Source organism: Actinomycetospora sp. ABD4_176 (genome assembly GCF_056311855.1).
Genome location: NZ_CM149974.1, coordinates 5,857,872 through 5,882,948 on the forward strand (window position 1 = coordinate 5,857,872; position 25,077 = coordinate 5,882,948).

Genomic DNA, 25,077 nt, shown 5'->3' on the forward strand with positions numbered 1-25,077 from the left:
ATGCCGCATCGCTCGCACCGGGCCTCACCGCAGGGCGTGCCGGCCCTCGTCGTCGCGGCGGGTGCGGCCGTGGCGGGCGAGGTACTCGAGCAGCGGCACCGCCACGCGCCGGGTCGTGCCCAGCGCCTGGCGCGCCTCGGACAGGGTGAACGGCGAGGGCAGGTCCGCGAGCCGGGCCACGGCGACGTCGACCGCGTCGGGTCCGAGGTAGATCCCGTCGCCCACCTTCAGCAGCGCGCCCGCCTGCACCGCCGCGCCCAGCTCGCGGGTGCGCAGGCCCAGCTCGGCGAGCCGGTGCGCCTCGGGGGCCGCGAACGGCGCCTCCGCGAGCTCGGCGCGCACCGTCTCCACGGCCGCCCGCACCCCCTCGGGCAGCCCGCCGGCGTCCCGCGACCGGATCCGCCCGCCCGCCGCCACGAGCGACGACGCGCCGGGCTCCGCGAGCACGAGGTCGAGCAGGCGCGGCTCGGGCAGCTCCAGCGCCCGCGCCGCGGCCTTCGCCGGCAGGCCCGCGTCGAGCGGCTGCGCCTCCGCGTGCGCGGCCACCGCCGCCACCAGCCGCGACGCCAGCGTGGGCAACCACCCCGGGTCCACCAGCCACCCGCCCGCCGACGGGACCTCGTCGGGCACCGACGCCCCGAGCGCCACCAGCTCGTCGCGCTGCATCAGCCGCCGCCGCGCCAGCTCCCCGAGGGCGTCGGCCGTCCCGTCGGTCGCCGCGAGCTCCCCGGCCCGCGCCCGTGCCGCACCCCGCCGCCGCAGCGCCGGCGGTCGGACGTCGAGCACCGTCACCCCGCCGAGCACGCGGTGCGCGCCCGGGTCCCGCAGCAGCGCGTGGTCGCCGGGGCGCAGGGCCAGCGGCTCGCGCAGCGTCAGCCGCACCGTCCGCTCGGCGCCGGGCTCCGACGACAGCGGGCGCACCCGCGCCGCCACCGCCGCCGACCCGACGTGCAGCATCACCTGCTGCGGCAGGTCGACCGCCACGTCGGACCCGCGCGGCGGCCCCACCCGCACGTCGACGACGTCGGAGCGCAGCCACTTCCCGGGCGTGGTCAGCGCGTCGCCGCGCCCGACCTCGTCGAGCCCCACGCCGCGCAGGTTCAGCGCGACGCGCGCGACGGCCGCCACCGGGTCGACGCTCTCGCCCAGCGCCTGCAGCCCGCGCACGCTCACCGTCCGCGAGCCCAGCGCGAGCTCGTCGCCGACGCGGATCGTCCCGGCCCCGAGCGTCCCGGTCACCACCGTCCCCGCGCCCCGCACGGTGAACGCGCGGTCGACCCACAGCCGCACGTCCGCGTCGAGGTCCGGCGCCGGTAGCCCGCCCACCAGCTCCGACAGCGCGGTGCGCAGCTCGTCGAGTCCCGCGCCGGTCACCCCCGACACGCACACCGCCGGCAGCCGTCCCAGCGACGACTCCGCGAGGTGCTCCAGCGCCTCGTCCCGCGCCAGCTCCGGGTCGGCCAGGTCGCTGCGGGTGACGACGAGCAGCCCGTCGCGCACCCCGAGCGCGTCGAGCGCGTCGAGGTGCTCGGTCGACTGGGGCATCCAGCCCGAATCCGCCGCGACGACGAACATCGTCGCCGGTACCGGACCGACCCCGGCCAGCATCTGCGTCACGAACCGCTCGTGGCCCGGGACGTCGACGAAGGCGACCGGCTCGGCGGAACCCGGCAGCGTCGTCCACGCGAAGCCGAGGTCGATCGTCATGCCGCGCCGGCGCTCCTCGGCCCACCGGTCGGGCTCCATCCCGGTCAGCGCGCGGACCAGCGTCGACTTCCCGTGGTCGACGTGGCCGGCGGTCGCCACGACCCTCACGGCAGGGCCGCCCGCGCCGCCACCACCAGCCGCGCGTCCTCCGACGGCGGCACCGACCGCAGGTCGAGCACGCACCGGCCCTGCTCGACGCGCGCGACGACCGGGTCGGCGCCGGCCCGCAGCGCCGCGGCGCACGCCTCCGGCAGCGCGACCCCCGCGCTCGGCAGCTCGACCCCCGGCGCGCCGCCGCCGCCGACCTGCGCGCCGCAGTCGACCGCCGCGGCCGGCCCGCCGATCGCCCCGGCCACCTCGGCGGCCCGCGAGCGCAGCGAGGCGACGTCCGCGGCGAGCATCGCCCGCACCGGCGGCTCGGGACCGCGCAGCGTCGCCTCGAGCGCCGCCAGGGTCAGCTTGTCGACGCGCAGCGCCCGCGCGAGGGAGTGGCGCCGCAACCGGTGGACGAGGTCGGCGTCGCCGAGCAGCAGCCCGGCCTGGGGGCCGCCGAGGAGCTTGTCCCCGGACGCCGTCACCAGCGGCACCCCGCCGCGCAGCTCGGTGGCCGCGTCGGGCTCGTCGGGCAGCAGCGGGTGCGGTGCGAGCAGCCCGGACCCGATGTCGGCGACGACGGGCACGCCCAGCCCGGTCAGCGCGGACGCCGGCACCGACGACGTGAACCCCGTGACGACGAAGTTCGAGGGGTGGACCTTGAGGATCATGCCGGTCTGCGGGCCGACCGCGTCCGCGTAGTCGTCCACCCGCACCCGGTTGGTCGTGCCGACCTCGCGCAGCCGCGCGCCGGTCGACTCGAGCAGGTCGGGCAGGCGGAACCCGTCGCCGATCTCGACCATCTCGCCGCGCGCGATGACGATCTCCCGGCCGCCGCCCGCCAGCGCCGTCGCCGCCAGGATCAGCGCCGCGGCCCCGTTGTTGACCACGTGCACGCCGCCGGCGTCGGGCACCGCCGCCGCGAGCGCCGCCAGCGCGCCCGCCCCGCGACGCCCCCGCCCGCCCGTCGCCAGGTCCAGCTCGACGTCCGTGGTGCCGGCGGCCGCGTCCAGCGCGTCCCGGGCGGCGGCGGACAGCGGGGCGCGCCCCAGGTTGGTGTGCAGCAGCACCCCGGTGGCGTTGAGGACGGGGCGCATGCTCGCCGCCGTGCGCGGGAGGGACGCGACGACCTCGTCGGCCACCGCCTCCGGCGCGATCTCCCCGGCCCGCGCCCGGCCCTGCGCGGCCACGACGACCTCCTTGACCCGCGCGCGCCCCAGCGTCGCCAGGGCCGGCTCCAGCCGGGCGTCGGCGAGCACCGTGTCGGTCCGCGGCACCCGGCGGCGCTGATCGTCGCTCACGCCGCCCATTGTGCGCTCAGAGCCCGACGGCGAGCGCCCCCGCCGACGTCAGCAGCCCGACGCCCGCGACGGCGGCGGTGACCGCGACGAGCAGCCGCCGCGGGAAGACCCCGCGCACCATGAGCAGGGAGGGCAGGCTCACCGCGGGCAGGGTGATCAGCAGGGCCGCGGCGAGCGGTCCCGACACCCCGACGGCCAGCAGCGCGGCGACCGCCGCGACCTCGGCGCCGGTGGGGATCGGCAGGAGCGTACCGGCGACGGCGAGCAGGACGACCGCGGCGACCGCGAGCGAGAGGCCCGTCCCCGACAGCCAGGACGCCCCGACCGGGAAGAGCACGCCCCGGAACGCCCCGAGCGCGACGACGAGGACGAGGTACTCGGGCAGCAGCCGGACCGACAGCCCGCCGAGGGCGGCGAGGAAGCGCACGGGCAGCGGGCGGTGGTCCGCCGGGGTGTCCTCGACGATCTCGCTCGCCTCCACCACGGCGTCACCGGGGGAGCGGCGGGACCACCACCGCGCCAGTCCCACGGCCGCGGCCACCACCGCGAGGCCGGCGACGGCGCGCAGCACCGTCCACGGCCACGGCAGCACGAACGCGCAGAACACCAGCACGACCGGGTTGAGCGCGGGGTTGGCGAGCCAGTACGCGAGCGTCGCGGTCAGGTCCGCGGCGCGCCGCCGCAGCCCGACCGCGACCGGCGCGGCGCAGCACGAGCACATCAGCGACGGCAGGGCCAGCGCGCTCCCACGCACGCCGCCGCGCACGCCGGCGCCGAGGACCCGGGTGACCCACGCGGTCGGCAGCGCGACCTGCACGGCCGCGGCCAGCACGAGCCCCACGACCAGGGCGGGCCAGATCGCGAGGAAGTACGTGCCCGCGAACGCGAGCCCCGCCGAGAGCGACACCCCCGGCGGCGCGGGCTCGCCACCGGTCAGGATCGACGAGCCGAGCGACCCGGACCCCGCGACGGCGGGGACCTTCGCCCAGTACGGCGCCCACTTCGCCCACAGCAGGCCGCCGACGACGAGCACCCCGAACCCGGCGGCCACGGCCCACGGCGGCGGTCCCGTCCGGCGGGCGAGCGGGGTCCCGGTCACGGCCGCCTCCGATCACGCGTCAGCGAGATCGTGATCGTCACACGACCGGGGCGTCGCCGCGCGCCGGGCGGATCAGGCGAAGGTGCGGTCCGGCGGGGCCACGTCCTGGTCCATCGTCGAGCGCCGCTGCTCGAGGCGCTCGCGCTGCGGGACGACGATGTGGGCCGGGTCGTTCGCCGACGCGATGCCCGCGTCGAACACCCCGAACCGCGTCAGCGCCGAGCCCGCCATCAGCGCCAGCCCGGACAGGGCCGCCGACCAGCGACGACGCCGCCCCAGCACCGTCCCGACGGCCCCGGCGGCCAGGCACGCCTTCGACGCGCGCATCAGCGTGTGCGCCCGGCCCTTCCGGTACACGTCGCCGAGCAGCCCCAGCCGGCGCTCCATGACCTCGCCCGCGGCGAGCTCGACCGCGGCGCCCGCCACGGCCAGCCGCGCCGCCGGGACGTTGTCGCGCACCGACGACCCGACCAGCCCCATCCCGCCGCCGGCCGCCGCCGCACTGCCGGCGAAGACGATCGGCAGGTGGCGGTGAGCCTCGTGCCAGGTCGGCACCGCGGTGTTCGAGAACAGCACGGCGGTGTAGGTGCCGAGCGCCGGGCCGACGACCGCCGAGGCGGCGCCGGAGGCGTTGCCCGCGCGCCGCACGAACCGGGCCAGCCGGCGGGCGCCGCGCCGGCGCAGGGACGGCTCCACCACCTCGGCGGCCGCGGTCGCCGCGGCGAACGTCGCGAACGGCGAGAGGATCCAGGTGCCGACCGACAGCGGCGACGTCGGCTTGAACACCCGCAGCATGTGCAGGAACCGGGACGGCCGGTGCAGGTCGTGGACGAGGAAGACGGTGCCGCCGACCGCGCCACCGGCCGCGGCGAGGCGTCCCGTGCGCCGCAGCGTCGGGCGGTCGGTCGCCCCGCCGAGCGCGCCGAGCCCCGCCGACGTCGCGGCGAGCCCACCGAGGAACAGGTACAGCGGGACGTCCGGGTTCTTCCACACCGGCGCCTTGATGATCGGGCGGCCATAGTACGAGCGGAACTCGGCCTCGGGGACCTGCAGCTGCTCGCCCCTGCGCCCCCGCCGCTTCCCGCTGCCGCGGTCGGCCGCGCGGCCCTCGTCGTGCCCGGAGCGGGCCGGCATCTCGGCCGGGTTGGCGTCGGTCACCGCCGACCCCCCTTCCAGAACGCCGCGACGACGGCCGCGCCCAGGCCGACCGCCGTGAGCGCCGCGTTGCGCCACATCTCGGGCAGGTCCCGGGTGGTGACGATCGGGTCCGGCGGCAGCCCGTAGACCTCCGGCTCGTCGAGCAGCAGGAAGAACGCGCCGTCGCCGCCGACCCCGTCGTCGGGGTCGCGCCCGTAGAGCCGCGCCTCCTGCACGCCGCGCCCGTGCAGCTCGGCGAGCCGGGCGTCGGCGGCGGCCTGCAGCTCGTCGAGGTCGCCGAACTGGATCGAGTTCGTCGGGCACGCCTTCGCGCACGCCGGCTCGAGGCCCTCGCCGAGCCGGTCGTAGCACAGCGTGCACTTGTGGGCGCCGCCGTCGGACTCGCGCACGTCGATGACGCCGTACGGGCACGACGGCACGCAGTAGCCGCAGCCGTTGCAGATGTCGTCCTGCACGACGACCGTGCCGAACTCCGTGCGGAACAGCGCCCCGGTCGGGCAGACGTCGAGGCAGCCGGCGTGCGTGCAGTGCTTGCAGACGTCCGACGACATCAGCCAGCGCACGTCGCGCTCGTCGTCGGGGGTCTGCTGGCCGTGCGCGCCGGCGTCGGGCAGGAGGGCCAGCAGGTCGACCGTGCCCGGGTGGGCGGGATCGGGGCTCGGCGGGGCCGTCGCCGCGTCCCGGGGCGTGTGGCCGTTGCCCCCGCCGTGCACCGCGGGCAGCCCCGCCGGGAGGAAGCCGGTCTCCTGGCCCCCGACCTGACCACCGTGTGCGGGCGTCGCCGACCCGTGCGGGCGAACGTCCTCGATGAACGCCACGTGCCGCCACGACGAGGCGCCCAGGTCGCCGGTGTTGTCGTACGACATCCCGGTGAGGCGGTAGAGGTCCGAGGCGTCGGTGCCGTCGTCGGGCACCAGGTTCCACTCCTTGCACGCCACCTCGCAGGCCTTGCAGCCGATGCACACCGAGGTGTCGGTGAAGAAGCCGACGCGCTTGGGGTGGTCGCCCGCCCAGCCCGCGTCGGTGGAGGGATCCGGCAGCGGGCCGGACAGCGACGGTGTGGTCCCGGAAAAAGCGTCGAAGACGTTGGTCACTACGTGGTCCCTCCCGGCTCCAGCCCGGCCTTGCGGCGGTGGGACTCGACGAACTCGAGCAGCGCGGGTCCGCGAGGTCGACGCCCGGGCTGGATGTCGCAGGTGGCCACCTTCGACTCCTGGATGTGGACGTTGGGGTCCATGACGACGCCCAGCAGGTCGTTCGCCGGGTCGCCGTGCGTCAGACCGTTGGACCCCCAGTGGTAGGGCAGTCCGATCTGGTGCACCACGTGGTCCCCGATGCGCAGCGGCTTCATGCGCTCGGTCACGACGACGCGGGCCTCGATCGCGGTCCGCGCCGAGATCAGCGTCGCCCACCCCAGGTGCTCGAGGCCCCGCTCGCGGGCCAGCGCGGGGGAGACCTCGCAGAAGAACTCCGGCTGGAGCTCCGAGAGGTAGCCGAGGAAGCGGCTCATGCCGCCCGCCGTGTGGTGCTCGGTGAGCCGGTAGGTCAGGAAGACGTAGGGATACGTCTCGGACATGGCCGGGTTCAGCCGGTTCCACGCGCGATCGATGTCCTCGCGGGCGGGGTTGTCCTGCTGGTCGTGCAGGAGGTTCGCCACCGGGGACTCGACGGGCTCGTAGTGCGTGGGCATCGGGCCGTCCGCGAGCCCGGTCGGCGCGTAGAGCCACGCCTTCCCGTCGGCCTGCATGATGAACGCGTCCGTGCCCGCCAGGGCGTCCTCGGCCTGCGCGCCCTCCGGCGGCCGGTACGACGGCGGCTTCGTCGCCTCGAAGTCGGGGATGTCGTGGCCGGTCCAGGAGCACTGCTCGGGGTCCCACCACACGTAGGCCTTGCGCTCGCTCCACGGGCGTCCGTCGGCGTCGGCGGACGCGCGGTTGTAGAGCGTGCGCCGGTTGGCGGGCCACGCCCAGCCCCACTCCGCGGCGACCCAGTCCTGCTCGGAGCCGGGCCGGCGCCGGTCGGCCTGGTTGACGCCGTCCTTGTAGACCCCGGTGTAGATCCAGCAGCCGCCCGACGTCGACCCGTCGGCGCGCATCTGCGTGTAGCTCGACAGGTGGTTCCCGTCGGCGTCGAAGCCGTTGATCTCGGCGAGCACCGACTCCGGGTCCGGCTCGGCGTGCACCCCGAACGTCGGGTAGTCCCAGGTCAGGTCGAGCAGGGGGCGGTCGCGCTCGTCGGTGGAGCCGGCGAGCTTCTCCCGGACCCGCTTGCCGAGGTGGAAGTAGAAGTGCAGCTCCGAGCGCGCGTCGCCCGGCGGGTGCACCGCCTCGCGGCGCCACTGCAGCAGCCGCTGGGTGTTGGTGAACGTGCCCGACTTCTCGGTGTGGTTCGCGCACGGCAGGAAGAAGACCTCGGTGCCGATGTCCTCGGTGCGCAGCTCCCCGGTCTCGATCTCGGGGCCGTCCTTCCAGAACGACGCCGACTCGATCATCTGCATGTCCCGGACGACGAGCCACTCGAGGTTCGCGAGCCCGAGGCGCTGCATCTTGCCGTTGGCGTGCCCCACGGCCGGGTTCTCGCCGACGAGGAAGTAGCCGAAGGTCTTCCTGTCGATCTGGTCGCGGACGATCCCGTAGGTGCCGTGGTTGCCGGTCAGGCGCGGCAGGTAGTCGAACGCGAAGTCGTTCTCGCGGGTCGCCGCGTCGCCCCACCACGCCTTGAGCAGGCTGACCAGGTAGGCGTCCATGTGGCCCCAGAACCCGGTCTTCGCGGCGTCCGCGTCGAGGAAGCTCTGCAGATCCTCGTGCAGGTGCGCGTTGGGCATGGGGATGTAGCCCGGCAGCAGGTCGTAGAGCGTCGGGATGTCCGTCGAGCCCTGGATGGACGCGTGGCCGCGCAGCGCGAGGATGCCGCCGCCGGGACGGCCCATGTTGCCCAGCAGCGTCTGCAGGATCGCCGCCGCGCGGATGTACTGCGCCCCCACGGTGTGGTGGGTCCAGCCCACCGAGTACACCCACGCCGTCGTGCGCTCGCGCCCCGAGTTCGCGGTGATCGCGCGGGCGACGGCGAGGAACTGCTCGACCGACATCCCGCACACCGACGCGACCGCCTCGGGGGTGTAGCGCGCGTAGTGCCGCTTGAGCACCTGGTAGACGCAGCGGGGGTGCGCCAGCGTGTCGTCGCGCGGCGGGTCGGCGGGGGCGTGGGCCTGCTCGCCCGCACCCCCGGCGGTGTCCGAGGCGTGCGCGGCGTGGTGCTCGCGCAGCTCGGGCTCCCAGTGGTCGCGCATCCCCGCCGCCGGCGCCTCGTAGCCCGCGCCCTCCATCTGCCACGAGATCGGGTCGTAGCGCCCGGTCTCGGGGTCGTAGCCCGAGAAGATGCCCGTGGCGTCGGCGTCGACGAAGTCCTCACCGACGATCTCGGCGGCGTTCGTGAACGTCGTGACGTACTCGCGGAAGTCCTTGCCCTCGGAGAGCACGTAGTTGATGAGCCCGCCGAGGAACGCGATGTCCGCGCCCGCCCGGAACGGCACGTGCAGGTCGGCCACCGCGCTGGTGCGCGTGAACCGCGGGTCGACGTGGATGACCGTGGCGCCGCGCGCCTTGGCCTCCATGACCCACTGGAAGCCCACCGGGTGGGCCTCCGCCATGTTCGAGCCCTCGATGACGATGCAGTCGCTGTGCTGCAGGTCCTGCTGGAAGTTCGAGGCGCCGCCACGACCGAAGCTGGTCCCCAGACCGGGGACGGTGGCGCTGTGTCAAATGCGCGCCTGGTTCTCCACCTGGATCGCGCCGAGTGCGGAGAACAGCTTCTTGATGAGGTAGTTCTCCTCGTTGTCCAGCGTCGCCCCGCCCAGGCTCGAGAAGCCCAGCGTGCGCCGCAGGACGCGGCCGTCGTCGTCGGTGTCCTGCCAGCCGCGCCGGCGGGCGTCGATGACGCGGTCGGCGATCATGTCGACCGCCGTGTCGAGGTCGAGGTCCTCCCACTCGGTGGCGTACGGGCGCCGGTAGCGCACGGTCGTCACGCGCGTCGGGGAGGTCACCAGCGACGTCGACGCGGAACCCTTGGGGCACAGGCGCCCGCGGGAGACCGGCGAGTCGGGGTCGCCCTCGATCTGGGTGACGCGCCCGTCGCGCACGTAGATGTTCTGCCCGCAGCCGACGGCGCAGTACGGGCAGACCGACTTGACGACCTCGTCGGCGTCCGCGGTCCGTGGCCCCAGGGCCTGCGTCCGGGGGCTCTGCACGGCGGCGCCGCGTCCGAGCGGGTCGGCTCCGGTGGCCTGCCGGAACATCGGCCACTCGCCGAGCCAGGTGCGCGCACCCACGTGTTGGTCCCCCAGGTGTCGAGGAGAAGTGGCGGAGGCGGACGGGAATCGAACCCGCCTGGCCGAGATGCTCGGCCACTACGGTGTTGAAGACCGCGGGGCCCACCAGGAACCCTGACGCCTCCGCGCAGCAGCCTAGGTCGGGGTCCGTGACCACGCAGGTCGGGGCACGAGGACGCGGGAGCAGGTTCGAGGCGCCGTCCCCTCGGGGAACAGGGCCGGGCATGGGGACGCCGACCGAGCACCCGGCCGGTGGCGACGCCGTGACCCCCGACCTCGTCCTCGGCGTCGACATCGGCACCACGGCCACCAAGGCCGTCGCGTTCTCGGCCGACGGCGCCGAGCACGGCGCCGGGGAGGCGCCCCACCACCTCGACGAGCCCGAGCCGGGCGCCGCCGTGCAGGACCCCGAGGCGGTCTACGAGGCGGTCGGCGACGCGGTCCGCGACGCCCTCGCCGGCCTCGACCCCGCCCGGGTGGCGGCGCTGTCGTTCAGCTCGGCGATGCACGGGCTGCTCGCCCTCGACGACCGCGGCGACCCGATCGGCCCCCTGATCACCTGGGCCGACAGCCGCGCGGGCGACGTCGCCCGCGAGCTGCGGGCCCGCGACGGCGCCCTGGACCTGCACCGCCGCACCGGGACGCCCGTGCACCCGATGAGCCCCCTGGTCAAGCTCGTCTGGCTGCGCCGCGCCCGCCCGAGCCTGCACGCCGCCGCGCACACCTGGGGCGGCATCAAGGAGTTCGTGCTCGCCCGCGCCGCCGGCGCCCGCGTCGCCGACACCTCCTGCGCCTCGGGCAGCGGGCTCCTCGACGTCGCCGCCGGCCGCTGGGACCCGGAGGCCCTCGAGATCGCCGGCATCACCCGGGCGGTCCTGGGCGAGCCGGTCGCGCCGACCACCGTCGTCGGGCGGCTGCGCGAGACCGGGTGGGGCCTGCCCACCGGCGTGCCGGTGGTCGCGGGGGGAGGGGACGGGCCCATGGCCAACCTCGGGGTCGGCGCCGTGCGCTCCGGCGTCGCCGCGTGCTCGATCGGCACCAGCGGCGCCCTGCGCGTCACCGTCGAGCGACCCGCCGTCGACCCTCGCGGCCGCGTGTTCTGCTACGACCTCACCGACGACCGCTGGGTGGTCGGCGGGGCCATCACCAACGGCGGGCTCGTCCTCGACTGGGCGCACGAGACGCTCGGGGCGGACGTCGACGACCTCCTCGCCGCGGCGGCGGAGGTGCCGGCGGGCGCCGACGGCCTGCTCGCCCTGCCCCACCTGCTGCCCGAGCGCGCCCCGCACTGGGCCGTCGGCGGCGCCGGCGCGCTCGTCGGGCTGCACCGGCGGCACACGCCCGGCCACGTCGTGCGGGCCCTGCTCGAGGGCGTCTGCCTGCAGCTGCGCCTCGTGCTCGACTCGATGCGCGAGGCCGGGCTCGAGGTCCACGAGGTGCGCGCCACCGGCGGCTTCGCCCGCAGCACCCTCTGGCGTCGCCTGCTCACCGACGCCCTCGACCTGCCCGTCGGGTTCCCGACCGTCGACCAGGGCTCCGCCTTCGGCGCCGCGCTGCTCGGGATGCAGGGCGTCGGCCTGCTCCCGCCCGGCCCGGACGCGCTCGTCGACGTCGCCGAGCGCATCCCGCTCGGCGAGACGCTGCACCCGGGCCCCGACGCCGCGGTCCACGCCGCGCGCCTGCCCCTCTTCGAGCAGGCCTACGACGCGCTGGGGGCGGTGACCGGGCAGCTGTGATCGGCCGGCGGTGATCAGCCGGCGGTGGTCAGCGGTCGGCGGCGTCCGCGGCGTCCGCGACCGCCTCGAGCTCGACCAGCGCCTCCTCGAGGTGGCCGAGCAGGTGCTGCAGGTGCGGCACCGCCCGCCGGTCGCCCGTGATGCCGATCTCCATGTCGTCGGCGTAGGACATGACCGTGATGTTGAGGGCCTGCCCGTCCAGCGGGACCGAGATCGGGTAGATGCCGCTGAGCTTCGCGCCCTCCCAGTACAGCGGGTCCTTCGGGCCGGGCACGTTGGAGATGATCAGGTTGAAGCCCTGGTTGATCGCCGACGAACCGGGGACCAGGCCCAGACCGATCGGGGCGGCGACGACGGCCGACAGTGCGGCGATCGCCATCGGGTCGCGCCCCTGGAGGTTCTCCTTGGCCGCGAGCCCCGACTGCCGGATCTTCTTCAGCCGCTCGGCCGGGTCGGGCTCGTCCGTCGCCAGGTTGACGAGGATCGCGCCCAGCGCGTTGCCCGACCCCGAGTCCTCCAGGGCCACCGGCAGCGCCGCCACCAGCGGCTTGTCGGGCAGCCCGCCGTGGTCGGAGAGGTAGCGGCGCAGCGCGCCGGCGCTCATGGCGAGCATGACGTCGTTGACCGTCGTCCCGGTCCGCTCCCGCACCCGCTGGATGCGCTTGAGCGGCCACGACTCGGCGGCGAAGCGGCGGGCCCCGGTGATCGGGACGTTGAGCATGGTCGGCGGCGCCTCGAACGGCAGGGCCAGGTCGTGCTCCACCAGGCCCCGGTAGAGCGACGACGCCAGCGCCGGCCCGACGTTCAGCGCCGAGCCGACCGTCTCCGCGAGCGTGCCGGCGGTGCGCAGCGCGCCGCCGACGTACTCGCGCGCCGCTCCCAGCACGCCCGTCGGCGCGGGGGCCTTCTCGCCCACCGGGCGGCTCGCGCGGCCCGGGCGCGGGTCGACGGCCCAGAACGGCGCCATGTCGCGGCGCTCCGGGTCGGTGGACAGCGCCTTCTCGAGGTGCCGCATCGCGCGCACCCCGTCCATCATCGCGTGGTGGATCTTGCTGTAGACCGCGAAGCGGTCGCCCTCCACGCCCTCGATGAGGTGGAACTCCCACAGCGGCCGGTGCCGGTCGAGCAGGCTCCCGTGCAGGCGTGAGACGAGCTCGAGGAGCTCGCGGATGCGGCCCGGCCGCGGCAGCGCGGAGAGGCGCACGTGGTACTCGATGTCGACGTCGTCGTCGTTCACCCAGGACCACTGACCGAGGGTGGACGGGCCCCGCGTCGCGCGCCGCCGGAACAGCGGCGCGACCTCCACGTCACCGGAGACGAGCTTCCGGTGCAGGTCGGTGAGATAGTCCGGCCCCGCGCCCTCGGGCCGGTCGAAGAGCATCAGCGACCCGACATGGGTCGGTCGTTCCCTCGACTCCGCGAGCAGGAACATCGCGTCCCGGAACGACATGGTCGCCATCGACACCCCTTCCGACCCCCGGTGCGCGTCCGTCCGGGGACGGACGCACGGATTCGTCCACCAGTGTGACCTACTCGTGAGTCGGTGTCGCGGGGGTCACCCCCGCGGAGCGGCTCACCCGTCCCCCCGATGCGCCGGGGCGGCGCGCGCTCTCCGGCGGTGCACCGGGTCGACGACCCGGGCTCCCGATCCACCCGACGGCGCCGTGTCGACGCCGTGTCGACCCCCTGTCGCTGCCGTGTCGCTGCCGTGTCGCCGCCCTCGCTCAGTGCGCGCCGACGAGCAGGGCCGCCATGGCCCGGCCCCGGCGCAGGCGGTCCGGATCGCCGTCGAGCCCGCCGCGGACCATCGCGCCCTCGAGCAGCAGCGACAGGTGCTCGGCGAGCGCGTCGGCGTCCTCCCGCGGCGCCAGCGCCTCCCGCAGCAGCCCCTCGACCTCGGCCTTCTGCCGCGCCACCGTCGCCCGCCCCGGGTCGCCCGCGGGCAGCTCGCCGGCCGCGTTGAGCAGCCCGCAACCCCGGAAGTCGGCGGCGCCCTCGGCGTGCTCGAGGTAGGCGTCGAAGACCGCGAGCGCGCGGTTCCCGGGCGCCGCGTCGGCCGGGAGCGCGGCGAGCCGCTGCCGGTGCAGGTCGAGGAACTCCTGCTGGCGCCGCTCGAGGTAGGCGGCGACGAGCTCGGCCTTCGACCGGAAGTTGTTGTAGAGGCTCATCTTCGCGACGCCCGCGTCCGCGGTGATGACGTCGATGCCCGTGCCCGCCACGCCCTGGGCGTAGAAGCGCGCCGCCGCCGCGTCCAGCAGCTTCGCGCGGGCCGATCCTCGTGCGCTCATGATAGGTAGACTAGTCTACCTCCCATGAGCTTTCTCGACCGACACCTCCTCGTCGACGGCGTCCGCCTGGCCTACCGCGACCGCGGCGAGGGCGATCCCGTGGTGTTCGTGCACGGCACCCCCTCGTACTCCTACGAGTGGCGCCATGTCGTGCCGGCGATCGAGGCCGCGGGCCACCGGGTCGTCACCTACGACCTCCTCGGCTACGGCGACTCCGAGCGCCCGCTCGACCGCGACACCTCGGTCGCGGCCCAGACCGACCTGCTGCTCGCCCTGCTCGACGAGCTCGACGTCACTCGCCCGACCCTGATCACCCACGACATCGGCGGGGCGATCGGCCAGCGCGTCGCCGTCCTGCACCCCGGGACGATCCGGCGCCTCATGCTCATCGACACCGTCAGCTACGACTCGTGGCCGTCGGAGACCTGGCGGGAGATCATCCGCACCCGGCTCGAGAGCGACGCGGCCATGTCGGCCGACGACTTCGAGGCGATGATGACCCGCCAGCTGACGATGACCGTCGCCGACGGGTCCGTGATGACCGGCGACGAGCTGGCGGCCTTCCTCGCCCCGCACCGCACACCCCTGGGCCGCACCTCGTTCTTCGAGCACCAGGTCCGGCACTACGACTCGCGCCACACCGAGGAGCTCACCGACCGGCTCGTGGAGATCGCGGTGCCCGTCCGCGTCGTGTGGGGCCGCGAGGACCGGTGGCAGCCCGTCTCCTACGCCGAGCGCCTGGCGAAGGACATCCCGGGCGCCGAGCTCGTCGTGGTCGACGGGGCCGGGCACTTCCTCATGGAGGACGACCCCGACCGCCTGACCCGCGAGGTCCTCGACTTCCTGGCCGGCCCCTGAGGTTTGCCGTTCCGGCAAGGAACCTCGACCGGCCGCCGGCGCCGCGTCAGCGTGGCGGCATGACCGACACCACCGACGTCTTCAGCCACGACCGGGAGGCCGCGCTGTGCCGGCGGCTGCTCGGCGACCGGGCCCACGGGCTCGCCACCCTCGTCGAGCGGATGCGCCCCCGGCACGACTCGAACGTGCAACCGTCGGATTAGAAGGCCGATGCTCTATCCGTTGAGCTACGGGGGCTCGCGGGGAGCGTAGCCCGACCGGACGTGCACCCCACGACGGCGACCTACCCTGGTCGCGTGGCCACCACGACCCCACCGCCCGCCGAGGCGCCGACGCCCGCGGCACGTGCCGCACCCGGCGGCCTGTTCGCCGCGCAGGTCGGGCCGCTCCTGGCCGTCGCCGCGGTGGTGGCCCTCGCGCTGAGCACGCTGTCGGGGGCGGCGACCTTCGCCCGCCTCGGCCTGCCCGACCCCGGCCCCGTCACGGTCTACGCCCTGCCGGTGGTTCGGGCGATCAGCCAGGTGGCGGCGGCCGCCACGGTCGGGTTCCTGCTGTTCGCGTCCTTCTTCACGCCACCGGCCTCGTCGGGCTGGTTGTCGGCCGACGGGTACCGGGCGGTGCGCGTGGCGTCGTGGTCCGTGGCGTCGTGGTCGGCGGCGGCGCTGCTGATGATCCCGTTGAGCGCGGCCGACGCCTACGGGCGCCCGGTCTCCGAGATGCTCGACGTGCGCATCCTCGCTGCCTCGGTCACCGGCATCGAGACGACCACGGCGTGGGCGCTCACGGCGGTGGTCGCCCTCGTGGCCCTCGTCGTGACCCGCGTCGTCCTGGGCTGGGGCGCCACGGTGGTCGGCCTCGGCGTCGCGCTCGCGGGCCTGCTCCCGCTCGCCTTCACCGGCCACTCCGCCGGCGGCAGCGCCCACGACGTGGCGAGCAACAGCCTCGTCATGCACGTGATCGCCGCGGCGCTCTGGGTCGGCGGGCTCACGGCGCTCGTCACGCACCTCGCCGCCCGGGGGCGCCTCCCCGTGCTCGCCGCGCGGCGGTTCTCCGCGGTCGCGCTCGTCTGCTGGGTCGTGCTCGCGGTCTCCGGCGTGGTCAACGCGCTGGTGCGCATCACCCCCGGCGACCTGGTGTCGACCACCTACGGCGCGCTGGTGCTCGGCAAGGTGCTGGCGCTCGTCGCCCTCGGCGGCTTCGGGCTCTGGCACCGCCGGCGGACGCTGCCCGCCCTCGCGGCGGGCGACCGGGGCGCGCTCGTGCGCTTCGCGGGCCTCGAGGTGCTGCTCATGGCGGCGACGTTCGGCGTCGCCGTGGCCCTCGGGCGCACCCCGCCACCGGTGGTGCCCGCGCCGCTGCCGACGCGCACCGAGGCGCTGCTCGGTTACCCGATCGACGGGCCGCTGACGGCCGCCGGCGTCCTGACCGAGGCCCGGTTCGACCTGATCTTCGGCACGCTGGCGCTCGTCCTCGCGGGGCTCTACCTCGCCGGGGTGCGTCGCCTGCGTCGTCGCGGGGACGGCTGGCCGGTCGGGCGCACGGTGGCGTGGCTCGCCGCGTGCCTCGTGCTGCTGGTGGCGACCTCCTCGGGCCTCGGCCGGTACGCGCCGGCGGTGTTCTCCGTGCACATGGCCCAGCACATGGTCCTCAACATGCTGGTGCCGATCCTGTTCGTCCTCGGCGGTCCGGTGACGCTGCTGCTGCGGGCGCTGCCGCCCGCGGGCGCGGGCGCGCCGCCGGGACCGCGCGAGTGGGTGCTCGCGGCGGTGCACTCGCCGGTCGCGCGGGTCCTGACCCAGCCGCTGGTCGCCCTGGCGCTCTTCGTCGGCAGCTTCTACGTCCTGTACTTCTCGGGCCTGTTCGAGGTCGCGCTCGCGTCGCACTGGGCGCACGTGGCGATGAACGTGCACTTCCTGCTCGTCGGCCTGATCTTCTTCTGGCCGATCGTCGGGATCGACCCGAGCCCCCGGCCGCTGCCGCCCATCGGCCGCCTCGGCCTGCTCTTCGTCGCCATCCCGCTGCACGCCTTCTTCGGGGTCGCGGTCATGAGCTCGGACACGGTGATCGGGTCGGGCTTCTACCAGCAGCTCGAGATGCCGTGGATCGACCGGCTCGCCGACCAGACCACCGGCGGCGGGCTCGCGTGGGCGTCGGGCGAGGTGCCGATGCTGCTCGTGCTCATCGCGCTGCTGGTGCAGTGGTCGCGGGCCGACGAGCGCACCGCGCGACGCGAGGACCGCCGGGCCGACCGCGACGGCGACGCCGACCTCGAGGCGTACAACGCGATGCTCCGCTCGCTGGCGACGTCGGGTCGCCCGGCACCGGAGACCCACGCCGACGACCCGGCCCGGGTCGAGGACGATGCCCCTGACCTGGAGCGACGCCGGAGCTGACCCCCGCGTTGCGGGCCAGCCCGGACGGTCGCGTACAGTTGATGCCGCACCCGGGGAACGGACGCCGACGGCGGCCGGCCGGGAGCCGACCGGGGCCCAGCGCCTCGGGTACAGTCGAAGACCGCGGTCGCGCCGAGCCCTCCGGGTGCACGCACCGACCGCGTCCGATCATCGGACGGACCGACCGGGACCCCCCGGAAACGGCCACGATCGGGTCGGGTAGAGTGGTCAACACCGCGAAGAAACGGGCCGGAAACGGTCTGGCAGAAGCGCGTGTGGTTGTCGTTTGAGAACTCAACAGTGTGCTGAATGTTTGGTGTGTTTGTCCTCGTCGGCATCATGTGTGCGTCGTTGGTGGCGTGTGTGTGGTGTCGTGGGGTTTCTTTGAGTCGCCTGGTCCTTGGCTAGTGGGGGCTGGGTGTTTTTGCTGGGACTGTTTGTTCCAATGTTTTTTGTTGGAGAGTTTGATCCTGGCTCAGGACGAACGCTGGCGGCGTGCTTAACACATGCAAGTCGAGCGGTAAGGCCCTTCGGGGTACACGAGCGGCGAACGGGTGAGTAACACGTGGGTGACCTGCCCTCCACTTCGGGATAAGCCTGGGAAACCGGGTCTAATACCGGATAGGACCAACTGGTGCATGCTGGTTGGTGGAAAGTTTTTTCGGTGGGGGATGGGCCCGCGGTCTATCAGCTTGTTGGTGGGGTGATGGCCTACCAAGGCGACGACGGATAGCCGGCCTGAGAGGGTGATCGGCCACACTGGGACTGAGACACGGCCCAGACTCCTACGGGAGGCAGCAGTGGGGAATCTTGCGCAATGGGCGGAAGCCTGACGCAGCAACGCCGCGTGAGGGATGACGGCCTTCGGGTTGTAAACCTCTTTCGCGATCGACGAAGGTCATGCTTTTGGCATGGCTGACGGTAGGTCGAGAAGAAGCACCGGCCAACTACGTGCCAGCAGCCGCGGTAATACGTAGGGTGCGAGCGTTGTCCGGAATTATTGGGCGTAAAGAGCTCGTAGGCGGTGTGTCGCGTCGGCCGTGAAAACCTGGGGCTTAACTCTGGGCGTGCGGTCGATACGGGCATCACTAGAGTTCGGCAGGGGAGACTGGAATTCCTGGTGTAGCGGTGAAATGCGCAGATATCAGGAGGAACACCGGTGGCGAAGGCGGGTCTCTGGGCCGATACTGACGCTGAGGAGCGAAAGCATGGGTAGCGAACAGGATTAGATACCCTGGTAGTCCATGCCGTAAACGTTGGGCGCTAGGTGTGGGGTCCATTCCACGGGTTCCGTGCCGCAGCTAACGCATTAAGCGCCCCGCCTGGGGAGTACGGCCGCAAGGCTAAAACTCAAAGGAATTGACGGGGGCCCGCACAAGCGGCGGAGCATGTGGATTAATTCGATGCAACGCGAAGAACCTTACCTGGGTTTGACATGCACCAGACGCGTCCAGAGATGGGCGTTCCCTTGTGGCTGGTGTGCAGGTGGTGCATGGCTGTCGTCAGCTCGTGTCGTGAGATGTTGGGTTAAGTCCCGCAACGAGCGCAACCCTTGTCCTATGTTGCCAGCGGGTTATGCCGGGGACTCATGGGAGACTGCCGGGGTCAACTCGGAGGAAGGTGGGGATGACGTCAAGTCATCATGCCCCTTATGTCCAGGGCTTCACACATGCTACAATGGCCGGTACAGAGGGCTGCGAAGCCGTGAGGTGGAGCGAATCTCGTAAAGCCGGTCTCAGTTCGGATCGGGGTCTGCAACTCGACCCCGTGAAGTCGGAGTCGCTAGTAATCGCAGATCAGCAACGCTGCGGTGAATACGTTCCCGGGCCTTGTACACACCGCCCGTCACGTCACGAAAGTCGGTAACACCCGAAGCCCGTGGCCCAACCCGCAAGGGGGGGAGCGGTCGAAGGTGGGACTGGCGATTGGGACGAAGTCGTAACAAGGTAGCCGTACCGGAAGGTGCGGCTGGATCACCTCCTTTCTAAGGAGCTTCACCGGACACCGCTGGTGGTGTGGTGCTCGCAGGCGAGTGTCCTGCGCGCTGCACCGTGGTGGTGGAGGGCCCCGGTACCTCCCACGGTCCGCGTCTTCGGGCGTGGTCGTGGGGTGGGAAGGGGTTGCTCGAGAAAAGTGGAAACACCGGACATGTCCTCCTGGCCTCTTGGTGGGGTCGGGGGGCGGCACACTGTTGGGTCCTGAGGGGACAACGTCTTCTCTGGACGGGCAGCGCCCGCTTCACCGTGTGGTGGGGTTGGGCGCTGGTTCGTGTGGTCGTTGAGAATTGTACAGTGGACGCGAGCATCTTTTGTTTCTGTGCACATTTGTGTCGTGATTTCTTGATGTGTGTGTTGGTCAAGTTGTCAAGGGCGCACGGTGGATGCCTGGGCACCAGGAGCCGATGAAGGACGTGGGAGGCCGCGATAGTCCTCGGGGAGCTGTCAACCGAGCGTTGATCCGAGGGTGTCCGAATGGGGAAACCCGGCACCCGTCATGGGGTGTCACCGCCGTCTGAATGTATAGGACGGTGGGAGGGAACGCGGGGAAGTGAAACATCTCAGTACCCGCAGGAGAAGAAAACAAGAGTGATTCCGTGAGTAGTGGCGAGCGAAAGCGGAAGAGGCTAAACCCCGCCAGTGTGAGAGCCGGCAGGCGTTGCTGGTGGGGTGTTGTGGGGCGTCACGGACCGGTACTGCCGTGCCGGTGCGGTGGTGGTGTGGTGTTAGTCGAAGGCGTTGGGACGCGTCGGCGTAGAGGGTGAGACCCCCGTAGACGAAAACACCGCCCACCTCGTGGTGGCGTGCCCGAGTAGCAGCGAGCCCGTGTAATTCGCTGTGAATCTGCCGGGACCACCCGGTAAGCCTAAATACTCCCTGGTGACCGATAGCGGACGAGTACCGTGAGGGAAAGGTGAAAAGTACCCCGGGAGGGGAGTGAAATAGTACCTGAAACCGTGTGCCTACAAGCCGTCAGAGCCTTAGCTTCACAGCGGGGTGATGGCGTGCCTTTTGAAGAATGAGCCTGCGAGTTAGCGGTACGTGGCGAGGTTAACCCGTCGAGGGGTAGCCGTAGCGAAAGCGAGTCCGAACAGGGCGTTTCTAGTCGCGTGCTCTAGACCCGAAGCGGGGTGATCTACCCATGGCCAGGGTGAAGCGCCGGTAAGACGGCGTGGAGGCCCGAACCCACCAGGGTTGAAAACCTGGGGGATGAGCTGTGGGTAGGGGTGAAAGGCCAATCAAACTCCGTGATAGCTGGTTCTCCCCGAAATGCATTTAGGTGCAGCGTCGCGTGGTACTCACCGGAGGTAGAGCACTGGTTGGCCTAGGGGGCCGACAAGCTTACTGAAGTCAGCCAAACTCCGAATGCCGGTGAGCGTGTAGCGCGGCAGTGAGACGGCGGGCGATAAGGTTCGTCGTCGAGAGGGAAACAGCCCAGATCGCCGGCTAAGGCCCCTAAGCGTGCGCTAAGTGGGAAAGGATGTGGGATCGCCCAGACAACCAGGAGGTTGGCTTAGAAGCAGCCATCCTTGAAAGAGTGCGTAATAGCTCACTGGTCAAGTGGTCCTGCGCCGACAATGTAGCGGGGCTCAAGCGCACCGCCGAAGCCGCGGCAACACCACGTGAACACTTCCTGCGGGATGGTGGTGGTGTTGGGTAGGGGAGCGTCATGCGGGCGGTGAAGCGGCGGAGTGATCCAGCCGTGGAGCCCGTGTGAGTGAGAATGCAGGCATGAGTAGCGATAGCAGAGTGAGAAACTCTGCCGCCGGATGACCAAGGGTTCCTGGGCCAGGTTTTTCCGCCCAGGGTGAGCCGGGACCTAAGGCGAGGCCGACAGGCGTAGTCGATGGACAACGGGTTGATATTCCCGTGCTCGTGTAGGCGCGTCCCTGGCGAATCCAGGTGTGCTAACCGCCCGAGCCCCGGCTGTCTCCTTCGGGAGCAGCTCGGGGGGAGCGCGGGACCCCGCCTGGTAGTAGCCAAGCGATGGGGTGACGCAGGAGGGCAGCTCCGCCAGCTAGTGGTAGTGCTGGTGCAAGCGTGTAGGCCGGTGTACAGGCAAATCCGTACACCATGAGGCTGAGACGTGACGCATAGCCGGTTGAGGCGAAGCAGAGTGATCCCATGCTGCCGAGAAAAGCCTCTAGCGAGTTCCTACGCGACCCGTACCCCAAACCAACACAGGTGGTCAGGTAGAGAATACCGAGGCGTTCGAGCGAACTGTGGTCAAGGAATTCGGCAAAATGCCCCCGTAACTTCGGGAGAAGGGGGGCCCTGTCCCGTGAAACCCCTTGCGGGTTAGCGGGGTGGGGCCGCAGAGACCAGGGGGAAGCGACTGTTTACTAAAAACACAGGTCCGTGCGAAGTCGCAAGACGATGTATACGGACTGACGCCTGCCCGGTGCTGGAACGTTAAGGGGACCGGTTAGGCCGCAAGGCCGAAGCTGAGAACTTAAGCGCCAGTAAACGGCGGTGGTAACTATAACCATCCTAAGGTAGCGAAATTCCTTGTCGGGTAAGTTCCGACCTGCACGAATGGCGTAACGACTTCCCCGCTGTCTCGACCACAGACTCGGCGAAATTGCACTACGAGTAAAGATGCTCGTTACGCGCGGCAGGACGGAAAGACCCCGGGACCTTCACTACAGCTTGGTATTGGTGCTCGGTTCGGCTTGTGTAGGATAGGTGGGAGACTGGGAAGCGGCCACGCTAGTGGTCGTGGAGTCGACGTTGAAATACCACTCTGGTCGAATTGGGCATCTAACCTCGGACCATGATCTGGTCCAGGAACAGTGCCTGGTGGGTAGTTTAACTGGGGCGGTTGCCTCCCAAAGGGTAACGGAGGCGCCCAAAGGTTCCCTCAGCCTGGTCGGCAACCAGGTGTCGAGTGCAAGTGCACAAGGGAGCTTGACTGTGAGACCGACGGGTCGAGCAGGGACGAAAGTCGGGACTAGTGATCCGGCACCACCAGGTGGATGGGGTGTCGCTCAACGGATAAAAGGTACCCCGGGGATAACAGGCTGATCTTGCCCAAGAGTCCATATCGACGGCATGGTTTGGCACCTCGATGTCGGCTCGTCGCATCCTGGGGCTGGAGTAGGTCCCAAGGGTTGGGCTGTTCGCCCATTAAAGCGGTACGCGAGCTGGGTTTAGAACGTCGTGAGACAGTTCGGTCCCTATCCGCCGCGCGCGCAGGAGACTTGAGGAAGGCTGTCCCTAGTACGAGAGGACCGGGACGGACGAACCTCTGGTGTGCCAGTTGTCCCGCCAGGGGCACGGCTGGTTGGCTACGTTCGGAAAGGATAACCGCTGAAGGCATCTAAGCGGGAAGCCTGTTCCAAGATGAGGTCTCCCACCCCTTCGAGGGTTAAGGCCCCCACCAGACCAGTGGGTTGATAGGCCAGACATGTAATCGCCGCAAGGCGTTCAGTGGACTGGTACTAATAGGCCGAGGACTTGCCCACACACCCATCAAGACTCACGGCAAGTACAACTGCGTAACGAACAACCGATGTTCGCGTCCACTGTGCATATCCCAACGACCACACACCCCACCCCACAGGTGACCTGTGGGGGTGGTGGGGTGTTCCGGTGGTCACAGCGGAGGGGAAACGCCCGGACCCATCCCGAACCCGGAAGCTAAGCCCTCCAGCGCCGATGGTACTGCGACCGACAGGTCGTGGGAGAGTAGGACACCGCCGGAACACCCGACCACCCCCACACACACACACATCTCGAGCACCACCCCCAAAAAAAAGGGGCGAGAACTCCCACCCAGGAGCACTCGCCCCTTTTTTTCACGCCTCCCCCCAGGGGACGGACCGAGGGCCGCGGTCGTCGCCCTCCGTCGGTACGAGCGAACGCGGCCGGCCCGCGGCCTCGGCGAGCGCACGCCCCCGACGTGTCGAGACCCTGACGACCGACCGGGCCGTTCCCTGTCCGTGACATGGCGAGCACCCGTGACGGACGGCGAGCTCGTCCACCTCGCACCGGACGTCGTCGAGTGGGCGCTGCCGGCCACGTGGGACCGCGTCCGGGGGCATTCGCTCGGCTGGGTCGTGGCGCGCGATCCGGGCCGTGTGCGGGTCATGAACGTGGCCGGCGGCGGCGGGGCGCACGCGTTCCTGCTCGACACGGCCGTGGCGCCGGCGCGCCGTCACCGCGGCGTCGCGACCGCTCTGGTCGACCGCGCGATCACCGGTGCTCGGGAGGCCGGAGGCGACGGGCTCCACGTGGACGTCGCCGAGCCCGTGGCCACGCTGTCCGCCGGGGCGTGCCGGTTCGCACCGACCGCGGCCGGGCTGCTGCGGATGCGGTGACCGCCTTCGCGGGCGTGCACCGTCGTCGGCGCGGGTCCACAGCGAATGGCCCCGCAGCAAGTAGTGCCCGGTGTCCGGTCGGGCGGTCCCCGCGACAACGGTCGCCGCGCGCCGTGGAGCGCCGATAGCCGGGGGGGAGCAGTGACCGGACCGGGCCGGTCAGGTATGGCCGCCAGCTGCGCGGGACCCTCGTCACCGCGGAACGACCGGTCCACGGGTGCCACCATGGCCCGGTGCTCACCGGGCTCGGGCTGATGGCCGTGTTCACGATCTTCTGGGCGATGTGGGCAGTGCTGTCCGGGGCGGTGGTGCTCGTCGGGCTCGGCGCTCTCCTCGTCGCCGTCGGACTGCTGTTCCTGGTGCGCCGGGTGCAACTGCGTGACGCGGCCGCGCCGGGGCGGGACCTCGGCGGGTCGCGCATCCTGCCGATCGCTCTGGGAGTCGAGACCGTCTCGATCCCCGTCGCGGTCGTCGTCCTGCGGACCGTCGACCCGGAGCTCATCCAGCCCGCGATCGCCGTCGTCGTCGGCCTCCACTTCCTGGTCTTCCAGGCCGACGAGAGGACCCGGCACCGGATGCACCTCGTCACCGCCTGCGCCGGCGTGCTGATCGGGCTCGCCGGTCTCGTGGCCGTGGTGGAGGGCGCCGCCGCGAACGTCGTGCACGGCTTCGTGGGCGTCGGCATGGCCGCGGTGACCACGAGCTACGGCGGCCGCTTCCTGCGGGCCCTGCGCGCCTGACGAGTGCCGCCTGCGCTCGCCGGTGCCGGAGGCCGGTCGTCCGCGCCCTCCCCGGCGGCCCGGACAGCTCCGGACCGCCGGGCCGCCTCACTCGGGCGCGTGCGGTCTCGGGCCCGCCGGGTTCCCCGGAACCGCGGCGGCCCGTGTCCCGGTCCGTCACGGCGCGCCGTCCATGGGAGCGGTCCTCGACGGGAGGGCTCGCTACCCTCATCCCGTGACCGCCGCAGCATCGTCTCCCGACCCGGGTGGGGGTGGCACGGAGACCTGGGCGCAGGCGACGCCGGCCGAGGTGCGCGCGGTGCTCGCCCCCGAGAGCGCGGTGGAGTTCGACCGCCAGTGGCGCGCAGCGCTGGCGCAGGCCGCCGACACCTACGACCTCGAGGTGGTGCACCGCTGCCTCGAGGCCTGGCGACGCGTCGCTCGTGTGACGGTCGCGGCGGGCGGCGCCGGCGGGTACCGGGCCGTGCTCGAGGCCGCTGCCGCCGCGCGGAGCGACGGGCCGCGGCCGCCGAGAGCTCCGTGGCGTGAGGTCCGGACGGGTCTCGGGCTCTAGGTGGGATACGAGGTCGACGTCGCCTCGGTCCGGGAGGTGCTCGAGGCCCTGCCACGGGACGCCCTGGTGGCCCTGGCCGCCGTGATCGACGTCCTCGAGCACACGCCGTGGGCGGGGGACCCCCTCGTCGACCGCAACCCCGACGGCGCGGTCCGCACCATGGCCTTCGGCGCCACCGGGCTCGTCACCTATGTCGTCATCGAGCACCTGGGGCGGGTCGACCTCCTCCAGGTGCACTGGGCCGGTTGAGGAGACGGCGGGCGCCCGACGCGCCCCAGCGGCCGGCGCGGACGCGGGCGGCGTGGCGCGGCCACCACCGGGCACGCGGGGGGAAAGACCGTGACCTGCGGCGTTGGCCATCCCCACCCCCCGGTGCAGGGCCCACGGATCGCCCGTGTACTGTTTCTCGTGTCGCCAGGACGCAGAGGTTGATCCCGGTCTGGTCGACGCAGTAAGATGGGAAGGTCGCCCTCCGGAAGTCCCGCTCAGTGAGCAGGTCAGTACGGCG

The 25,077-nt window shown here is 72.0% G+C and carries 15 protein-coding genes, 2 tRNA genes and 3 rRNA genes; 10 read left to right on the forward strand and 10 right to left on the reverse strand.

Annotated elements, in window-relative coordinates:
- Positions 1-24: 24 nt before the first annotated feature.
- The 7 genes from selB to ACYX4T_RS28345 all read right to left on the reverse strand — a co-directional run bounded on the left by selB (position 25) and on the right by ACYX4T_RS28345 (position 9,810).
- Positions 25-1,815 carry a selenocysteine-specific translation elongation factor gene (gene selB / locus ACYX4T_RS28315; protein WP_476012526.1) on the reverse strand — a complete coding sequence of 597 codons (1,791 nt, stop codon included), beginning with the start codon at positions 1,813-1,815 and terminating at the stop codon, positions 25-27.
- Complete coding sequence (selA, locus tag ACYX4T_RS28320; RefSeq protein ID WP_476012527.1) at positions 1,812-3,110, reverse strand: L-seryl-tRNA(Sec) selenium transferase; 1,299 nt, start codon at positions 3,108-3,110, stop codon at positions 1,812-1,814. The genes selB and selA overlap by 4 nt, the downstream gene beginning before the upstream one ends.
- A gap of 7 nt (positions 3,111-3,117) precedes the next feature.
- Positions 3,118-4,200: a permease gene (locus tag ACYX4T_RS28325; RefSeq protein WP_476012528.1), complete on the reverse strand. Its 1,083-nt coding sequence runs from the start codon at positions 4,198-4,200 to the stop codon at positions 3,118-3,120.
- A gap of 72 nt (positions 4,201-4,272) precedes the next feature.
- Positions 4,273-5,358 carry an NrfD/PsrC family molybdoenzyme membrane anchor subunit gene (gene nrfD / locus ACYX4T_RS28330; RefSeq protein ID WP_476012529.1) on the reverse strand — a complete coding sequence of 362 codons (1,086 nt, stop codon included), beginning with the start codon at positions 5,356-5,358 and terminating at the stop codon, positions 4,273-4,275.
- Positions 5,355-6,452, reverse strand: coding sequence for a 4Fe-4S dicluster domain-containing protein (locus ACYX4T_RS28335; RefSeq protein WP_476012530.1), 1,098 nt, complete (start codon positions 6,450-6,452; stop codon positions 5,355-5,357). Before ACYX4T_RS28335 ends, nrfD begins: the two co-directional genes overlap by 4 nt.
- Positions 6,452-9,685: a formate dehydrogenase gene (gene fdh / locus ACYX4T_RS28340; RefSeq protein ID WP_476012531.1), complete on the reverse strand. Its 3,234-nt coding sequence runs from the start codon at positions 9,683-9,685 to the stop codon at positions 6,452-6,454. The genes ACYX4T_RS28335 and fdh overlap by 1 nt, the downstream gene beginning before the upstream one ends.
- A gap of 29 nt (positions 9,686-9,714) precedes the next feature.
- Positions 9,715-9,810, reverse strand: a tRNA-Sec gene (locus ACYX4T_RS28345).
- 99 nt (positions 9,811-9,909) lie between these two features.
- On the opposite strand from ACYX4T_RS28345, the gene ACYX4T_RS28350 reads away from it, so the two are divergent.
- Positions 9,910-11,421 (forward strand): gluconokinase, encoded by a 1,512-nt coding sequence (locus ACYX4T_RS28350; RefSeq protein ID WP_476012532.1) that lies wholly within the window; start codon positions 9,910-9,912, stop codon positions 11,419-11,421.
- Between the two features lie 28 nt (positions 11,422-11,449).
- Here the strand turns inward: ACYX4T_RS28350 and ACYX4T_RS28355 are convergent, their stop codons facing one another.
- On the reverse strand, positions 11,450-12,880 hold the full coding sequence (locus ACYX4T_RS28355) for a WS/DGAT/MGAT family O-acyltransferase (RefSeq protein WP_476012533.1): 1,431 nt from the start codon (positions 12,878-12,880) through the stop codon (positions 11,450-11,452).
- Positions 12,881-13,145: 265 nt separating this feature from the next.
- Entirely contained in the window at positions 13,146-13,709 is a 564-nt protein-coding gene (locus ACYX4T_RS28360; protein ID WP_476012534.1) for a TetR/AcrR family transcriptional regulator, read from the reverse strand.
- A gap of 24 nt (positions 13,710-13,733) precedes the next feature.
- Between ACYX4T_RS28360 and ACYX4T_RS28365 the strand changes: the two genes are divergently transcribed.
- Complete coding sequence (locus tag ACYX4T_RS28365) at positions 13,734-14,567, forward strand: alpha/beta fold hydrolase (RefSeq protein ID WP_476012535.1); 834 nt, start codon at positions 13,734-13,736, stop codon at positions 14,565-14,567.
- Positions 14,568-14,731: 164 nt separating this feature from the next.
- Here the strand turns inward: ACYX4T_RS28365 and ACYX4T_RS28370 are convergent.
- Positions 14,732-14,804: transfer RNA gene (locus ACYX4T_RS28370), tRNA-Arg, on the reverse strand.
- 59 nt (positions 14,805-14,863) lie between these two features.
- Here ACYX4T_RS28370 and ACYX4T_RS28375 point away from each other — a divergent pair.
- The 8 genes from ACYX4T_RS28375 to ACYX4T_RS28410 all read left to right on the forward strand — a co-directional run bounded on the left by ACYX4T_RS28375 (position 14,864) and on the right by ACYX4T_RS28410 (position 24,818).
- The gene (locus ACYX4T_RS28375) at positions 14,864-16,960 is read left to right on the forward strand and encodes a bifunctional copper resistance protein CopD/cytochrome c oxidase assembly protein (protein ID WP_476012536.1); all 2,097 of its coding nucleotides are present in this window, start codon (positions 14,864-14,866) and stop codon (positions 16,958-16,960) included.
- A gap of 452 nt (positions 16,961-17,412) precedes the next feature.
- A 16S ribosomal RNA gene (locus tag ACYX4T_RS28380) occupies positions 17,413-18,944 on the forward strand.
- A gap of 369 nt (positions 18,945-19,313) precedes the next feature.
- Positions 19,314-22,421: ribosomal RNA gene (locus ACYX4T_RS28385) — 23S ribosomal RNA — on the forward strand.
- Positions 22,422-22,544: 123 nt separating this feature from the next.
- Positions 22,545-22,661: ribosomal RNA gene (rrf, locus tag ACYX4T_RS28390) — 5S ribosomal RNA — on the forward strand.
- Together the 16S, 23S and 5S rRNA genes form the textbook arrangement of a ribosomal RNA operon.
- A 255-nt stretch (positions 22,662-22,916) precedes the next feature.
- Positions 22,917-23,276 carry a GNAT family N-acetyltransferase gene (locus ACYX4T_RS28395; RefSeq protein WP_476012537.1) on the forward strand — a complete coding sequence of 120 codons (360 nt, stop codon included), beginning with the start codon at positions 22,917-22,919 and terminating at the stop codon, positions 23,274-23,276.
- Positions 23,277-23,509: 233 nt separating this feature from the next.
- Positions 23,510-24,016 (forward strand): hypothetical protein, encoded by a 507-nt coding sequence (locus ACYX4T_RS28400; protein ID WP_476012538.1) that lies wholly within the window; start codon positions 23,510-23,512, stop codon positions 24,014-24,016.
- A 214-nt stretch (positions 24,017-24,230) separates the two neighbouring features.
- On the forward strand, positions 24,231-24,569 hold the full coding sequence (locus tag ACYX4T_RS28405) for a DUF6247 family protein (RefSeq protein ID WP_476012539.1): 339 nt from the start codon (positions 24,231-24,233) through the stop codon (positions 24,567-24,569).
- Positions 24,570-24,818: a hypothetical protein gene (locus ACYX4T_RS28410; RefSeq protein ID WP_476012540.1), complete on the forward strand. Its 249-nt coding sequence runs from the start codon at positions 24,570-24,572 to the stop codon at positions 24,816-24,818.
- Positions 24,819-25,077 lie beyond the last annotated feature (259 nt).

Excerpts from the sequence above, each read along its gene's own strand:
- ACYX4T_RS28355 (WP_476012533.1), bottom strand. The coding sequence starts at position 12,880 with ATGGCGACCATGTCGTTCCGGGACGCGATGTTCCTGCTCGCGGAGTCG.
- ACYX4T_RS28350 (WP_476012532.1), top strand. The coding sequence starts at position 9,910 with ATGGGGACGCCGACCGAGCACCCGGCCGGTGGCGACGCCGTGACCCCC.
- ACYX4T_RS28365 (WP_476012535.1), top strand. The coding sequence starts at position 13,734 with ATGAGCTTTCTCGACCGACACCTCCTCGTCGACGGCGTCCGCCTGGCC.
- ACYX4T_RS28360 (WP_476012534.1), bottom strand. The coding sequence starts at position 13,709 with ATGAGCGCACGAGGATCGGCCCGCGCGAAGCTGCTGGACGCGGCGGCG.
- selA (WP_476012527.1), bottom strand. The coding sequence starts at position 3,110 with ATGGGCGGCGTGAGCGACGATCAGCGCCGCCGGGTGCCGCGGACCGAC.